The organism is Burkholderia sp. BCC1985 (assembly GCF_905339915.1).
Taxonomy (GTDB): Bacteria; Pseudomonadota; Gammaproteobacteria; order Burkholderiales; family Burkholderiaceae; genus Burkholderia.
Genome location: NZ_CAJPGY010000001.1, coordinates 412,163 through 426,310, shown reverse-complemented (window position 1 = coordinate 426,310; position 14,148 = coordinate 412,163). Strand labels below are relative to the sequence as shown.

13 protein-coding genes and 1 tRNA gene are annotated in these 14,148 nt (G+C 68.1%); 8 read left to right on the top strand and 6 right to left on the bottom strand.

Going from position 1 to position 14,148, the window contains the following annotated elements:
- The coding region (locus tag U4Z31_RS01960) for an aminotransferase class III-fold pyridoxal phosphate-dependent enzyme (protein ID WP_321809289.1) at positions 1-505 on the top strand (505 nt) is incomplete at its 5' end.
- An 18-nt stretch (positions 506-523) separates the two neighbouring features.
- On the opposite strand, the gene cysC is transcribed toward U4Z31_RS01960, so the two are convergent.
- From cysC to U4Z31_RS01945, 3 genes are all read right to left on the bottom strand, one after another.
- Positions 524-1,063, bottom strand: coding sequence for an adenylyl-sulfate kinase (gene cysC / locus U4Z31_RS01955; protein WP_321809288.1), 540 nt, complete (start codon positions 1,061-1,063; stop codon positions 524-526).
- A gap of 275 nt (positions 1,064-1,338) precedes the next feature.
- Positions 1,339-1,413 (bottom strand) — tRNA-Val (locus tag U4Z31_RS01950).
- An 83-nt stretch (positions 1,414-1,496) separates the two neighbouring features.
- On the bottom strand, positions 1,497-1,979 hold the full coding sequence (locus U4Z31_RS01945; RefSeq protein ID WP_321801054.1) for an Lrp/AsnC family transcriptional regulator: 483 nt from the start codon (positions 1,977-1,979) through the stop codon (positions 1,497-1,499).
- A 191-nt stretch (positions 1,980-2,170) separates the two neighbouring features.
- Between U4Z31_RS01945 and U4Z31_RS01940 the strand changes: the two genes are divergently transcribed.
- The 4 genes from U4Z31_RS01940 to U4Z31_RS01925 all read left to right on the top strand — a co-directional run bounded on the left by U4Z31_RS01940 (position 2,171) and on the right by U4Z31_RS01925 (position 6,484).
- Positions 2,171-3,385, top strand: coding sequence for an amino acid aminotransferase (locus tag U4Z31_RS01940; protein ID WP_321809287.1), 1,215 nt, complete (start codon positions 2,171-2,173; stop codon positions 3,383-3,385).
- A 30-nt stretch (positions 3,386-3,415) separates the two neighbouring features.
- Positions 3,416-3,802 (top strand): RidA family protein, encoded by a 387-nt coding sequence (locus U4Z31_RS01935; RefSeq protein WP_124488333.1) that lies wholly within the window; start codon positions 3,416-3,418, stop codon positions 3,800-3,802.
- A gap of 100 nt (positions 3,803-3,902) precedes the next feature.
- Entirely contained in the window at positions 3,903-4,973 is a 1,071-nt protein-coding gene (locus tag U4Z31_RS01930) for a porin (RefSeq protein WP_415750257.1), read from the top strand.
- A gap of 92 nt (positions 4,974-5,065) precedes the next feature.
- Positions 5,066-6,484 carry an amino acid permease gene (locus U4Z31_RS01925; protein ID WP_321809285.1) on the top strand — a complete coding sequence of 473 codons (1,419 nt, stop codon included), beginning with the start codon at positions 5,066-5,068 and terminating at the stop codon, positions 6,482-6,484.
- A gap of 36 nt (positions 6,485-6,520) precedes the next feature.
- Here the strand turns inward: U4Z31_RS01925 and U4Z31_RS01920 are convergent, their stop codons facing one another.
- Positions 6,521-7,423: a LysR family transcriptional regulator gene (locus U4Z31_RS01920; RefSeq protein WP_124522172.1), complete on the bottom strand. Its 903-nt coding sequence runs from the start codon at positions 7,421-7,423 to the stop codon at positions 6,521-6,523.
- 172 nt (positions 7,424-7,595) lie between these two features.
- Between U4Z31_RS01920 and U4Z31_RS01915 the strand changes: the two genes are divergently transcribed.
- The 3 genes from U4Z31_RS01915 to U4Z31_RS01905 all read left to right on the top strand — a co-directional run bounded on the left by U4Z31_RS01915 (position 7,596) and on the right by U4Z31_RS01905 (position 12,170).
- A complete protein-coding gene (locus U4Z31_RS01915; protein WP_321809284.1) occupies positions 7,596-9,350 on the top strand; it encodes an acyl-CoA dehydrogenase family protein in 1,755 nt (584 codons plus the stop codon).
- The gene (locus tag U4Z31_RS01910; protein WP_321809283.1) at positions 9,347-10,567 is read left to right on the top strand and encodes a CoA transferase; all 1,221 of its coding nucleotides are present in this window, start codon (positions 9,347-9,349) and stop codon (positions 10,565-10,567) included. The genes U4Z31_RS01915 and U4Z31_RS01910 overlap by 4 nt, the downstream gene beginning before the upstream one ends.
- A gap of 190 nt (positions 10,568-10,757) precedes the next feature.
- The gene (locus U4Z31_RS01905) at positions 10,758-12,170 is read left to right on the top strand and encodes an MFS transporter (protein WP_321809282.1); all 1,413 of its coding nucleotides are present in this window, start codon (positions 10,758-10,760) and stop codon (positions 12,168-12,170) included.
- Positions 12,171-12,431: 261 nt separating this feature from the next.
- Here U4Z31_RS01905 and U4Z31_RS01900 read toward each other — a convergent pair whose 3' ends face one another.
- Both U4Z31_RS01900 and argA read right to left on the bottom strand, forming a co-directional pair.
- Positions 12,432-12,707: an oxidative damage protection protein gene (locus U4Z31_RS01900; RefSeq protein ID WP_006478357.1), complete on the bottom strand. Its 276-nt coding sequence runs from the start codon at positions 12,705-12,707 to the stop codon at positions 12,432-12,434.
- A 49-nt stretch (positions 12,708-12,756) separates the two neighbouring features.
- Positions 12,757-14,136: an amino-acid N-acetyltransferase gene (gene argA, locus U4Z31_RS01895; RefSeq protein ID WP_044847668.1), complete on the bottom strand. Its 1,380-nt coding sequence runs from the start codon at positions 14,134-14,136 to the stop codon at positions 12,757-12,759.
- Between the last annotated feature and the right edge of the window lie 12 nt (positions 14,137-14,148).

The following is a 14,148-nucleotide window of genomic DNA, read 5'->3' as shown; positions in this document are numbered from 1 at the left end:
GACCTCGGGTTACGTGCCGATGGGCGCGGTGGGTATCCATGAACGCGTCGCGCGCCCGATCATCGACAACGGCGAATTCAATCACGGGCTCACGTACTCGGGGCACCCGGTCGCGGCGGCGGTGGCGGTCGCGAACCTGAAGCTGCTGCGCGACGAAGGGATCGTCGAGCGCGTGAAGCATGACATCGGGCCGTACTTCCAGCGTCGGCTGCGCGAAGCGCTCGGCGATCATCCGATCGTCGGCGAGATCGCGGGGGCGGGGCTGGTCGCGGGCGTCCAGCTCGCGCGCGATCGCGCGCGGCGCGAGCGGTTCGACGCCGGCGCCGATATCGGCACGATCTGCCGCGACTTCTGCTTCAACGGCAACCTGATCATGCGCGCGACCGGCGACCGGATGCTGCTGTCGCCGCCGCTTGTGATTCGTGAGGAGGAGGTCGACGAGATCGTCGACAAGGCGAAACGCGCGTTCGATGCGACCGCGGAACGGGTCGGGCGGGGGAGGTGAGCGAACGCAGCGCTTCGGTCAGGCGTAGGCGAAGCGCTGTTGATCGAACTCGATGATGCGCGCGACACACGTGGAGACGGACATCGTTCCGGTTTCGACAACGAGATCGGGCGCGATGGGTGCCTCATAGGGATCGGAGATGCCGGTGAACTGGCGCGTCTGGCCGGTCATGGCCTTCGCATACAGGCGTTTCGGATCGCGCGCGGAGCAGGTCTCGATATCGGTCTTCAGATAGATTTCGACGAAGCGCTCGTCACCGATGGTCTGCCGCGCCAGTTGCCGGTCGGCTGCATACGGGGAAATCAGCGCGACGATCACCATGATGCCCTGATTGTTCATCAGCTTCGCGATTTCGGCGGTACGTCGGCAGTTTTCGGCCCGGTCGTCGCGCCGGAATCCGAGATCGTGCGAGACGCCCGAGCGCAGTTCGTCGCCGTCGAGAATGCAGACCGGAATGTCGTGCGTGCGCAGGTACGCGGCTATCTCGCGCGAGAGCGTGGATTTACCGGCACCACTCAGGCCGGTCAACCACAGGGTATGTGAATTCGGCAATGTCATGATGTGTCGCGACGGCGTGAACCAGCCGCAATGCGCGTGCCGGATTCCGTTCGTCTTCTTGATGGTGGGAAGCCGGTGCCGCTCGGCCGGCTGTCATGGTGGTCGATTCTAGTCAGCCGCTATTCGTACACCGTTACCAATTCGTTACTGATTATTACGTACTGGCCGATGGCGCGCGTCGGTATCACGCGATTATCTCTTGGACGTGTGCATGACGAGTGCGGCGCACAAAACGAAAAGGGCCTGCGTCGTGAGACGCAGGCCCTTGAATTCTTTGGTGGGCGGTACTGGGATCGAACCAGTGACCCCTGCCGTGTGAAGGCAGTGCTCTACCGCTGAGCTAACCGCCCAAAGAAGCTGAAATTATGTCAGAGCTTTTCGGGTTCGTAAAGCACTTTCTTCAAATATTTTTCAGGCCGGTGCAAAAGGTGCGTCAGCCGGCCGTCGACGGCTCGACGAGATCGAGGATCGAGCCGTCGCGCTTGAGCGTCGCGAGCACGATGCTCGAATTGATCGACATCACGCCCGTCGCGCGATGCAGCCGGTTGATCACGAAGTCCGAGTAGTGGTCGAGGTCGCGCGCCCGCACCGTCAGCACGTAGTTCGAGCCGCCCGTCACGATCTGCGCGGCGATGACTTCCGGCCACTGCTGGATCGCCTCCACGAAGCGGTCGTGCCATTCGGGCACGTCCGGCCGCATCGACACGTGCACGAGCGCCTCGAATGCGACGCCGACCTTTTTCGGCTCGATCGTGCAGCGGTAGCCGGAAATGGCGCCGCGTTCCTCGAGCAGCTTCACGCGCCGCAGGCATGCCGACGGCGACAGCGCGACCGCGTTCGCGAGGTCCTGATTGCTGATGCGTCCGTCCCGCTCGAGGTGCCGGAGGATCCGCATGTCGGTTCGATCCAGAATCATTTCGCAGAATCCCGTCATTTTTGAGATGGTAGGCGCAGACTCTACTGCAATCCGCGGGATTCGTCATCGAAAAGTGAAGCTCATTCTATTTCGTCCTCGATAACATGCGCCCCATGCCTCGACCGCACGGCCTGACGTGCCGTCACGCCGCCGGCCGTATCGCCGCCTTCAACCCAGACCGTCATTCCGCCATGTACGAACACATTCCCGCCTATCCGGGCGATCCGATCCTGTCGCTGTTCCAGGCGTTCCAGCAGGATGCCCATCCGCACAAGGTCAACCTCAGCATCGGCCTCTATTACGACGACGCGGGCCGCATCCCCGTGCTGGAGAGCACGCGCGTCGCGGCCGAGCGCCTGCGCGAAGCCGGCGCGCCGCATACGTATCTGCCGATGGAAGGGCTCGCCGCGTATCGGCAGGGCGTGCAGCGCCTCGTGTTCGGCGCCGGCTGCACGGCGCTCGCGCAAGGACGCATCGCGACGCTGCAGACGCTCGGCGGCTCGGGCGCGCTGCGGCTCGGCGCGGAATTCGTGAAGCGCTATTTCCCCGACAGCGCGATCTGGATCAGCGATCCGACGTGGGACAACCATCGCGTGATCTTCGCGGCGGCCGGCCTCGACGTGCACACGTATCCGTACTACGACGCAGCGCGCAACGACCTGCGCGTCGACGCGATGCTCGCGGCGCTCGACGCGCTGCCCGCACGCAGCATCGTGCTGCTGCAGCCGTGCTGCCACAACCCGACGGGCCTCGACCTCGACCGCGACGCGTGGCGCGCGGTGATCGACGTGCTCGCGCGCCGCGGGCTGATTCCGTTCCTCGACATGGCATACCAGGGCTTCGGCGACGGTCTCGACGACGACGCATGGGCCGTGCGCGCGATCGTCGAAGCCGGGCTGCCGGCGATCGTCAGCAACTCGTTCTCGAAGAATTTCTCGCTGTATGGCGAGCGCGTCGGCGGCCTGTCGATCGTCTGCGCGAGCGCGGGCGAAGCGGCGACGGTGCTGAGCCAGCTGCAGGCCGGCGTGCGCCGCACCTACTCGAGCCCGCCGCTGTTCGGCGCGCAACTCGTGTCGGCGGTGCTGAACGACGACGTCCTGCGCGCGTGCTGGGAAGACGAGGTGGCCCAGGTGCGCACGCGCATCAAGCGCATGCGCGGTGCGCTGAAGGCGCGGCTCGACGCGCGCTTGGCCGGGCCCGCGTTCGACGCGCTCGTCACGCAGCGCGGCATGTTCAGCTATACGGGCATCGCCGCGGCCGACGTGGACCGGCTGCGCGCGTCGCACGGCGTCTACCTGCTGCGCTCGGGCCGCATGTGCATCGCGGGCCTGAACGACGCGAACGTCGAGCACGTCGCGTACGCGATCGCCGACGTGCTCGGCGGTACGTCGCGCCAGGCTGCCTGAGCGGCCGATCCCGAACCGAAGGAGGACACGATGGCAGACACGATCCCGGTCGACTTGCCGCAACTCGCGCAGCCGTTCTCGTGGGCGACCCGCGCGGGCGGGCTGATGTTTACCGGCCACGGCCCGGTCGATGCGTCCGGCGCGATCGCAGGCGACACGATGACGGGGCAGGCGCGCCTCACGCTCGGCAATCTCGCGAAGGCCGTCGCGGCGGCCGGCGCGACGATGGACGACGTCGCGCAGGTGCTCGTCTACCTGTCCGACGTGAAGGCGATGCCCGAATTCGACGCCGAATACCGGCGCCACTTTCGCGAACCGTACCCGAACCGCACGTGCGTGGGCGTGCAGGGCTTCGCGCACCCGGACATGCGCGTCGAACTCGTCGCATACGTGGCGTTGCCGGCGGCACGCGGCTAGCCGGCACGCGACCGCGCGACGATTGCAGTACCCACGATTACCGACAAGCACCAACACACCCCGACGAACATCAAATATTCAGACAAGGATGGAGACGAAGATGAAGAGTATCAATCGATTCGCACTACCGACGATCGCCGCCCTGCTCGCCGCGAGCGGCGCGATGGCGCAGAGCAGCGTGACGCTTTACGGCATCGTCGACCAGAGCATTCGCTACACGACGCATGCGAACGCGTCGAACGACGCGAGCGTGCAGATGACCAACGGTGCGATCACCAACAGCCGCTGGGGCCTGAAGGGCAGCGAAGCGCTCGGCGGCGGCCTGACGGCGATCTTCCGGCTCGAGAGCGGCTTCGAGCCGCAGAACGGGCAGCTCGACGGCGCGCTGTTCGGCCGCTACGCGTATGTCGGCCTGGCGAGCGACTGGGGCACCGTGAAGCTCGGCCGGCAGGCGACCGAGGCGTTCAACCTGTTCGGCGATCTCGATCCGCTGACGGTCGGCAACTACACGGCCAACATGTGGCCGTACTTCCTCACGCAGGGCCGCGCGAGCAACGTGGTCAGCTACGACGGCACGTTCGGCGGGCTGAACGTCGGCGCGAGCTACGGCTTCGGCGGCGTCGCGGGCAGCCTCGGCGCGAATGCGTACTGGGGCACGCACGTGTCGTACACGCTCGGCGGGCTGATGGTCGGCGCGACCTACCAGCAGGTGCGCGACCTGACGAGCCGCGCGCAGCAGGCATGGGGCGCGGGCGCACGCTACGCGTTCGGCGCGGCGACGCTGTACGCGGGCTATCTCGGCGGCATCGACCGCACCGGCATGCTCGACCGGCAATTGCTGAACGCGCCGGGCCGCGACGTGACCTACGGTTCCTTCGCCGACAATCCGCGCCGCGACGCGATCTTCTATACCGGCGCGAGCGTGCAGATCACGCCCGCGGTGTCGGTGACGGGCGTCGCGTACTACGACGACATCCGCAACGTCAACGGCATCGCCGGTAACGGCGGGAAGCGCTACACGGGCGTGCTCGAGGCCGAGTACGCGCTGTCGAAGGCGACGCAGGTCTACGCGACGGTCGACTACAACCGGGTGACCGGCGGCGCGTTCACCGAAATGCCCGGACGCGGCAACCAGACGGGCATCGCGGCCGGCTTGCGCCACCTGTTCTGAGCATGCGGCGCGCGGTGGCCGGTGCGGTCCGGCACCGGTCCGTGCGCCGTCGACGTTTCGGCCGGACACACGCTTTCGAACGAGGTCATTCGATGCAACCAGAAGGGCAATTCCAGCACATCGCGGCGCGCGAGCAGGGTCTGCGCCGCACGCTTTCCGCACGGCAGATGGCGATGATCGCGATCGGCGGTGCGATCGGCACCGGTCTCTTTCTCGGCAGCGGATTCGCGATCGGCTTCGCCGGCCCGAGCGTGCTCGTCAGCTACGCGATCGGCGCGTTCATCTCGCTGTTGCTGATGGGCTGTCTCGCGGAGATGACGGTCGCGCATCCGACCTCCGGGTCGTTCGGCGCATACGCCGAACATTACGTGAGCCCGTGGGCCGGGTTCCTCGTGCGCTATGCGTACTGGGCGTGCATCGTGCTCGCGGTCGGCACCGAAGTCACCGCGATCGCGCTGTACATGAAGTACTGGTTCCCGGGCGTGCCGGGCTGGCTGTGGATCGTCGGCTTCTCGGCGCTGCTCGTGTTCGTCAACGCGCGCAGCGTCGACGTGTTCGGCGCGGTCGAATACGGCTTTTCGGTCGTGAAGATCGCGGCGATCGTCGGCTTCATCGTGCTCGGCGCGTACGTCGTGTTCGGCAATCCGGCACTGGTCGGCGACGGTGCGGCCCGCGCGGGCTTCCACCATTACACCGGGCACGGCGGCTTCTTCCCGAAGGGCATGTGGGGGATGTGGGTCGCGGTGATCGTGTCGATCTTCAGCTACCTGAGCATCGAGATGATCGCGGTCGCGGCGGGCGAGGCGGAAGATCCCGAGCGCGCGGTGACGCGCGCGTTCCGCTCGACGATCGTGCGGCTCGTGCTGTTCTACCTCGTCACGCTCGCGCTGATGCTCGCGATCGTGCCGTGGACGGCGGCGGGGCGCGACGAGAGCCCGTTCGTGAAGGTGATGGAGGCGATCCACCTGCCGGGCGCGGCCGGGCTGATCAACTTCGTCGTGCTGATCGCCGCGCTGTCCGCGATGAACAGCCAGCTCTACATCACGACGCGGATGATGTTCAGCCTGTCGCGCGCGGGTTATGCGCCGAAGGCGCTCGGCGAGGTCGACGCGCGCGGCGTGCCGTTCGGCGCGCTGCTGCTGTCGACGCTCGGCATCGCGCTCGCGACGGTCTTGAGCGTGCTGTACCCGGACGCGTCGTTCACGATCATGATGGCGGTGTCGATGTTCGGCGCGTTGTTCACGTGGATGATGATCTTCGTCACGCATTACTGCTTCCGGCGGCGTCGCGCGGCGCTCGGCCTGCCGGCGCCCGCGTTCCGGATGCGCGGCTTTCCGCTGCTGACGCTGCTCGGCGCGGCGCTGATGCTCGCGGTGATGGTGACGACCTACTTCACGGCCGAATTCCACATGACGCTGATCTTCGGCATTCCGTTCCTGATCGCGCTGTCCGTCGTGTACGCGGTGTGGTACCGGCGCGCGCAGCCGGCGCTGCAGCCGGAAGCGAAGTAACGGGGCAGTGCCGGCGCGGAATGCCGGCGCGCCGGCTCAGCCCGCGAGCGCGGGCAGCGCGTCGATCGATGCGCGCACGTAGTCGGCGAAGCGCAGTGCGACCGGTTCGGCGGTGCCGCTGCGCTTCAGTTCGAGCGTGCGCGATTCGAGCGACGCATCCTTCAGCGGCCGGAACGCGAGCCGGTCGCTCTTCACCTGCTGCAGCACGCGCGGCACCAGCGCGATGCCCATCCCGAACTCGATCATCGACAGGATCGTCTGCCACAGCCGCGCCTCGTGGCGGATCAGCGGGCTGAATCCTGCGTTCACGCATTGCGCGATGATCAGGTCGTGATAGTGCGGCGCGGCGTCGCGCGGAAACAGGATGAATGGTTCCTCGGCCAGCGTGGCGAGCGCGACCTGACGGCGCCGCGCGAGCGGATGCGCGGCCGGCAGGCAGCAGACGAACGGTTCCGCGTAGACGGGCGCCGATTCGACCTCGGGCGGGCAGTGGCCCCAGTGCGCGTAGCCGAGATCGATCTGGCCACGCTGGATCGCCTGCACCTGCGCCTGCGTGTTCATCTCGCTCAGCACGATCTCGACGCCCGGGTAATCGGCCTCGAAGCGCCGCACCGCATCGGGCAGCCCGCGATACAGCATCGAATGGACGAAGCCGATCCGCAGCCGGCCCGCGAGGCCGGACGCCGAGCGTACCGTGAGCCGCTCGGCCTCGGCCGCCTGCAGCAGCAGCCGGCGCGCTTCGCCGAGCAGCACCGCGCCCGCGTTGGTCAGCGCGACCGTCTTGTTGGTGCGCGAAAAGAGCTGCACGCCGAGCGCGTCCTCGAACTTGCGGATGTCGAAGCTCAAGGCCGGCTGCGAGATGAACAGGCGCTTCGCCGCGCGCCCGAAATGCAGTTCCTCGGCGACCGCCACGAAGTAGCGCAACTGCCTCAGTTCCATGCTGTCTCCTTCCCGCATCGGCATCGATAAGCACTGTCTATCGTACCGGATAAATCCTGTATTGGACGCTTATCGATCGCGCGCCTAGGCTCTGTTGAACGCCGGGCACCAGCCGGCCGCGCCGCCACGGCGCGTTCGCCGGCCGGCAGCCGGCCACCCTGGAGACGCATGCATGAACGACACCGCTCGCACGCCGGACACCGGCGCGGCCAACAACATCCCCGATAGCCGGGGCATCAATTTCTTCACGGCCGATCCCGATCTCGGCGCGTTGTTGAAACTGCATCTGGGCGCAGCACGCTACGCGGAACTCGAACCGCAGCTGTTGACGCTCGGCGCGCGCGTGTCGGGCGAGCTCGATGAATGGGCGTCGCGCGCGGACAAGCATCCGCCCGTGCTCGAACACCGCAACCGGCGCGGCGAAGCCGTGCAGCGGATCGACAAGGATCCCGCGTACGTCGCGCTCGAACGCGTCGCGTATGCGGAACTCGGGCTCGCGTCGCTGAGCCACCAGCCCGAGGCGGTCGCGCCGCTCGTCAAGTACGCGCTGACGTTCCTGTTCGTGCAGGCCGAATTCGGGCTGTGCTGCCCGGTCAGCATGACCGATTCGCTGACGCGCACGCTGCGCCGCTTCGGCGACCCGGCACTCGTCGAGCGCTATCTGCCGATGCTCGCATCGCGCGATTTCGACACGCTGTTCCAGGGCGCGATGTTCATGACCGAACAGGCGGCCGGCTCCGACGTCGGCCGCATCGCGACGCACGCGGTGCGCGAAGCCGACGCGCAGGGCGAGGCGGTGTGGCGCCTCTTCGGCGACAAGTGGTTCTGCTCGAACGCGGACGCCGACCTGGCGATGGTGCTCGCGCGGCCCGACGGCGCGCCGGACGGCATCAAGGGGCTCGCGTTGTTCCTGCTGCCGAAGACGCTGCCGGACGGCACGCGCAACCGCTACCGGATCGTGCGGCTGAAGGACAAGCTCGGCAGCCGTTCGATGGCGAGCGGCGAGATCGCGCTCGAAGGCGCGCAGGCATACCTGATCGGCGAGATCGGCCGCGGCTTTCACCAGATGGCCGACATGATCAACATGTCGCGGCTGTCGAACGGCGTGCGCGCGGCGGGCCTGATGCGGCGTGCGCTGAACGAGTCGCTGCACGTGGCCGCCCACCGCGCCGCATTCGGCCGCAAGCTGATCGAGATGCCGCTGATGCAGCGCCAGCTGATGAAGATGCTGCTGCCCGCCGAGGCCGCGCGCGCGATGTTCATGCAGATCGCGCTGCTGCTGCCGCAAGCGGATGCGGGCGACGAGCAGGCCGCGCGCTGCGTGCGCATCCTGACGCCGCTGATCAAGTTCCGCGCGTGCCGCGACGCACGCCGTGTGACGGGCGACGCGATGGAGGTGCGCGGCGGCACCGGCTACATCGAGGAATGGAGCGATGCGCGCCTCGTGCGCGATGCGCATCTCGGCTCGATCTGGGAAGGCACCAGCAACATCGTCGCGCTCGACGTCGCGCGCGCCGCGCAGCGCGAGCAGGCGCTCGATGCGCTGCGCACGTTCCTCGCCGACCGGCTCGGCGCGGCGCCGCTGCCCGACGCGAGCCGCGCGGCGCTGCGGCGCATTCTCGCGCGCGCGTGCGATGCGCTCGCCCGGGTCGCGGCGGAAGGCGACGACGCGCGCGTGCGGCAGGCCGCGTCGGCGCTGTACTACGCGAGCGCGGCCGTGCTGATGGCATGCGAGGGCGCGCGGCTCGCGCCCGATTACCGGCGCCTCGCGCTCGCGCACCTGATCGTGCGTCACAAGCTGTTGCCGGTCGATCCGCTCGCGCCGGCGTCGCGCGACGACGAGGCAGCGGCGTTCGATGCGTTGCTGCGCGGCACGCCGGTACCGCTCGACATGGCGCTCGACCTGCTGCCGGAGGTCGAACGATGAGCACCACGAAAGCGACGGAAGCGACCCGCGGCGCACTGGACGGCCTGAAGGTCGTCGACCTGAGCCGCGTGCTCGGCGGCCCGTACTGCACGCAGGCGCTCGCCGACCACGGCGCGACGGTGATCAAGATCGAGCCGCCCGACGGCGACGAGACGCGCGGCTGGGGGCCGCCGTTCCTCGGCGACACCGCGTGGTACTTCATGGGCGTGAACCGCAACAAGGAGGGCGTCGCGCTCGACCTGTCCCGCGACGAAGGGCGCGCGATCCTGTGGCGCCTGCTCGAGAGCGCCGACGTCCTCGTCGAGAACTTCAAGCCCGGCACGCTCGCGCGCTGGGGCATGGACTACGCGCGCGACCTGCAGCCGCGTTTCCCGCGCCTGATCCACTGCGCGGTGACGGGCTTCGGCGATGACGGCCCGCTCGGCGGGCTGCCCGGCTACGACGCGGTGATCCAGGCGATGGCCGGGCTGATGAGCGTGAACGGCGAGCGTGACGGCGACGCGATGCGCATCGGGCTGCCGATCGTCGACATGGTCACCGGACTCAACGCGCTGACCGGCATCCTGCTCGCGCTCGCGGAGCGCGAGCAGAGCGGGCAGGGCCAGTCGATCGACATCGCGCTGTACGACTGCGGCGTGTCGCTGCTGCATCCGCACCTGCCGAACTTCTTCGGCTCGGGGCGCGTGCCCGAGCGCAGCGGCAACGCGCACCCGAACATCGCGCCGTACGACAGCTATCGCACGGCCACCGTGCCGATCTTCCTCGCGGTCGGCAACGACCGGCAGTTCGCGCGGCTCGTCGCGCATCTCGGCGCGCCGGCGCTCGCCGGCGATCCGCGCTTCGTCGACAACCGCAGCCGCTGCGCGCACCGGCCCGAACTGAAGGCCGAACTCGAGGCACGGCTCACCGCGCATCCGTGCGAGCCGCTCGCGCGCGACCTGATGGCGGCGGGCGTGCCGTGCGGGCCGGTGCGCACGGTCGCCGACGTTGCGCGCGATCCGCATGCGCTGCATCGCGAGTTGTTCGTCGAGATCGGCGCGTATCGCGGCACCGCATCGCCGGTGAAGCTGTCGCGCACGCCGGCGACCTATCGTTCGCCGCCGCCCGCGCTCGGCCGCGACACGCGCGCGGTGCTCGACCGCCTCGGCGTCGATCCCGCGCTCCAGCAGCAGCTGCTCGACGCGGGCGTGCTGAAGGTCGCGCCCGACCCGACGTGACCGGACGAGTGGCCCTGCAGGCGAGTGACCTGGACCGACAGATCGCGACGTAAAGCGACGTTGGGCAGCGTAAAACAGCCCCGCGTCGAGCAATCGCTCGTAACGCAACTCCGCCAGCCGGCGGCGCAAGGCCGGCCATCCGGCAACGCGCGCGACAGTCGCGCCGCCGATCACAAACATGGAGACATCGATGAGCCGTCCGCAATCCCCGTCCGCCGCGCAGCCGCGGCCCGGCCGTGCCGCCCTCGCGGCGTTCGTCGGCACCACGATCGAGTGGTACGACTTCTACATCTACGGCACCGCCGCCGCGCTCGTGTTCGGCAAGGTGTTCTTTTCGAGCACGATGAATCCCGGCGTCGCGACGCTGCTCGCGTTCGTCACGTTCTGGGCGGGCTTCGCCGCGCGGCCGCTCGGCGGCATCGTGTTCGGGCATCTCGGCGATCGCGTCGGCCGCAAGACCGCGCTCGTGATCACGCTGGTGATGATGGGGCTTGCCACGACCGGCATCGGCCTGTTGCCCGGCTATGCGTCGATCGGCGTGTGGGCGCCCGCGGGCCTCGTCGTGCTGCGCGTGCTGCAGGGCATCGCGGTCGGCGGCGAGTGGGGCGGCGCGGTGCTGATCGCGAGCGAGAACGCGCCGAAGCATCGCAGCATCCTGTATGCGGCGTTCGCGCAGCAGGGTTCGCCCACCGGCAACCTGCTCGCCACCGCTGCCTTCTTCGCGCTGAGCGCGCTGCCGACGCCGTCGTTCCTGATGTGGGGCTGGCGCATTCCGTTTTTGCTGTCGGCGGTGCTCGTGATCATCGGGATGGTGATCCGGCTGCGGCTCGAGGAATCGATCGACATGCAACGCGTGCTCGCGCGCAAGCGCACGGTGAAGCTGCCGCTGCGCGACGTCGTGCGCGACCACTGGCCCGTCGTGCTGCTCGCGGCCGGCACGCTGCCGGTGATCAACGTCACGTACTTTCGCAGCACGTTCGCGCTGTCGTGGGCGACCAAGGAGCTCGGTTATGCGCAGGGCACGTTCCTCGGCATCCTGTCGATTTCGCTCGTCGTGCAGTTCCTGATGCAGCCGGTCGGCGCGTGGTTCGTGTCGAAGGTCGACATGCGGCGCGCGATGTGCTGGATCCTGATTCCGGAGATCGTGCTGATGCCGGTGATGTTCCATGCGCTCGCGACGCGCTCGTACTGGGTCGCCGTCGCGGGCATGTGCATCTCGACGATTCCGTCGGCGATGTTCTACGGTGCGGTCGGCGGCGTGCTCGCGCGCGTGTTTCCGGCCAACATCCGCTATACGGGCCTGTCGCTCGCGTACCAGCTGAGCGCGCTCGTCGTCGGCGGCGGCACGCCGGTGCTCGCGCAGGCGATCCTGAACGCGACCGGCAGCATCGTCGGCGTCGCGATCGCGTCGGGACTGTACGCGCTCGTGTCGCTCGCGTGCATGCTCGCGCTGCTGAATCGCACCGGCTACCGCGCGGACGAGCTGTCGACGGCCGAGCGCAGCGATGCGGCCGAGTGGGGCGCCGAAAGTGCGAGCGCTGAAAGTCCGGCCGGCGAGACCGCCCAGCCAGGCGAGCGCGGCGCGTTGAAACCGGTGGGGTGAGACGGGGAGGCCGGCGTGATTCGGCACGCTGGCGATTCGGTAACGCGGTAATGCGGTAATGCGGTGAGGCGGTGAGGCGATAATTCGCCGCTCCGGCGACATCGCGCGCCGGACGGATCGCGCGCCGCACGGCCTCGACTCACGCCAAAAATCACGCGTCCCAAAAGCAAACGGCACCGTGCGATCCACGGTGCCGTTTGCCTGGCGGTTGCTTGACTGCGCGACGAGGCCGGCACGGCCGGCCATCGCGATGCGCGGTGCTTAGCCTTCCGTCGGCGGCACGTAGCCGGACGCCTGGTCGGCGCCGTCGCCGAAGAAATACTTCTCGGTCTGCTTCATCAGGTACTGGCGCGCGCGCGGGTCGGCCATGTTCAGGCGGTTCTCGTTGATCAGCATCGTCTGCTGCTTGAGCCAGCCTTGCCACGCTTCCTTCGACACGCTTTCGTAGATGCGCTTGCCGAGTTCGCCCGGCAGCGGCGGGAAATCGAGACCCTCGGCTTCCTTGCCGAGTTTCGCGCATTGGATCATTCGAGCCATCGTGTACTTCTCCTGTAATCGGTCTGGGGGAGGGCAGTCGTGCCTGTGCTCAGAGCTGCTTCATCAGCACGAGCGACTTGCGCTGCCAGTTATAGAGTTTGCGGCGGTCTTCCGGCAGGTCGTCGACGCTGACCTTGACGAAGCCGCGCTTGAGGAACCAGTGCTCGGTGCGCGTCGTGAGCACAAAGATGTGCGTGAGGCCGCGCGCGCGGGCGCGCTGCTCGATGCGCTTGAGCAGGCGTTCGCCGTCGCCCGAGCCCTGCGCTTCCGGCGCGACCGTCAGGCACGCCATCTCGCCGATCTTTTCCTGCTGGTACGGATACAGCGCCGCGCAGCCGAACAGCACGCCATCGTGCTCGATCACCGAGAAGTGGTCGATGTCGCGTTCGATCTGGTGGCGGCCGCGCCGCACCAGCGTGCCGTCCGACTCGAGCGGCTCGATCAGCGACAGGATGCCGCCGACGTCGTCCGGCGTCGCTTCGCGCAGGCTCTCGAGGTTCTCGTACGAGATCATCGTGCCGACGCCGTCGTGCAGGAACAGTTCGAGCAGCATGCTGCCGTCGAGCGACTGCGGAATCAGGTGGGCGCGGGTCACGCCGCCGCGGCACGCGCGGATCGAGTGCTTCAGGAAGAACGCGTCGTCGCCCTGGATGTTGCCCGAATCGAGCAGTTCGGCGGCCGCGTCGAGCGACATTTCGCGGATCAGCCCGCCTTCGTCGTCGACGATGCCGGGCGCTTCGGTCAGGAAGATGATCTTGTCGGCGCGCAGTGCGATCGCGGCGGCCGATGCGACGTCTTCCATCGACAGGTTGAACGCCTCGCCGGTCGGCGAGAAGCCGAGCGGCGACAGCAGCACGAGCTTGCGGCTCGCGAGCGAATGACGGATCGATTCGGCGTCGATCTTGCGCACGATGCCCGTGTGCGCGAAATCGACCCCGTCGAGAATCCCCACCGGCCGGGCGGTCACGAAGTTGCCGGACACGACGCTGATGTGCGCGTGCGCCATCGGCGAGTTCGGCAGACCCTGGCTGATCGCGGCCTCGATGTCGAGACGCACTTCGCCGGCCGCTTCCTTCGCGGATTCGAGCGCGCGCGCATCGGTGATGCGCAGCCCGTGCGAAAACTCGGATTCGACACCATGCAGGCTCAGCTGCTCCTCGACCTGCGGCCGCGAGCCGTGCACCAGCACGATCTGGATGCCCATCGCCTGCAGGAGCGCGATGTCGGACACGAGCGCGTTCAGCAGGCCCTGCTGCACCACCTCGCCGCCGAACCCCACGACGAACGTGCTGTTGCGGAACTTGTGGATATAGGGCGCGACGGAACGCATCCAGTCGACGAACTGCGCGTGGCTGGCGGCCGAATCGTCGGCGGCCGGCGGCGTCGCGGCGCCGGTCTGGGCGGGAGGGAGGTCGGTTTGGGAATTCATGGGCGGGATTAT

Excerpts from the sequence above, each read along its gene's own strand:
- cysC (WP_321809288.1), bottom strand. The coding sequence starts at position 1,063 with ATGACATTGCCGAATTCACATACCCTGTGGTTGACCGGCCTGAGTGGT.
- U4Z31_RS01945 (WP_321801054.1), bottom strand. The coding sequence starts at position 1,979 with ATGATTCTGGATCGAACCGACATGCGGATCCTCCGGCACCTCGAGCGG.
- U4Z31_RS01940 (WP_321809287.1), top strand. The coding sequence starts at position 2,171 with ATGTACGAACACATTCCCGCCTATCCGGGCGATCCGATCCTGTCGCTG.
- U4Z31_RS01935 (WP_124488333.1), top strand. The coding sequence starts at position 3,416 with ATGGCAGACACGATCCCGGTCGACTTGCCGCAACTCGCGCAGCCGTTC.
- U4Z31_RS01930 (WP_415750257.1), top strand. The coding sequence starts at position 3,903 with ATGAAGAGTATCAATCGATTCGCACTACCGACGATCGCCGCCCTGCTC.
- U4Z31_RS01925 (WP_321809285.1), top strand. The coding sequence starts at position 5,066 with ATGCAACCAGAAGGGCAATTCCAGCACATCGCGGCGCGCGAGCAGGGT.
- U4Z31_RS01920 (WP_124522172.1), bottom strand. The coding sequence starts at position 7,423 with ATGGAACTGAGGCAGTTGCGCTACTTCGTGGCGGTCGCCGAGGAACTG.
- U4Z31_RS01915 (WP_321809284.1), top strand. The coding sequence starts at position 7,596 with ATGAACGACACCGCTCGCACGCCGGACACCGGCGCGGCCAACAACATC.
- U4Z31_RS01910 (WP_321809283.1), top strand. The coding sequence starts at position 9,347 with ATGAGCACCACGAAAGCGACGGAAGCGACCCGCGGCGCACTGGACGGC.
- U4Z31_RS01905 (WP_321809282.1), top strand. The coding sequence starts at position 10,758 with ATGAGCCGTCCGCAATCCCCGTCCGCCGCGCAGCCGCGGCCCGGCCGT.
- U4Z31_RS01900 (WP_006478357.1), bottom strand. The coding sequence starts at position 12,707 with ATGGCTCGAATGATCCAATGCGCGAAACTCGGCAAGGAAGCCGAGGGT.
- argA (WP_044847668.1), bottom strand. The coding sequence starts at position 14,136 with ATGAATTCCCAAACCGACCTCCCTCCCGCCCAGACCGGCGCCGCGACG.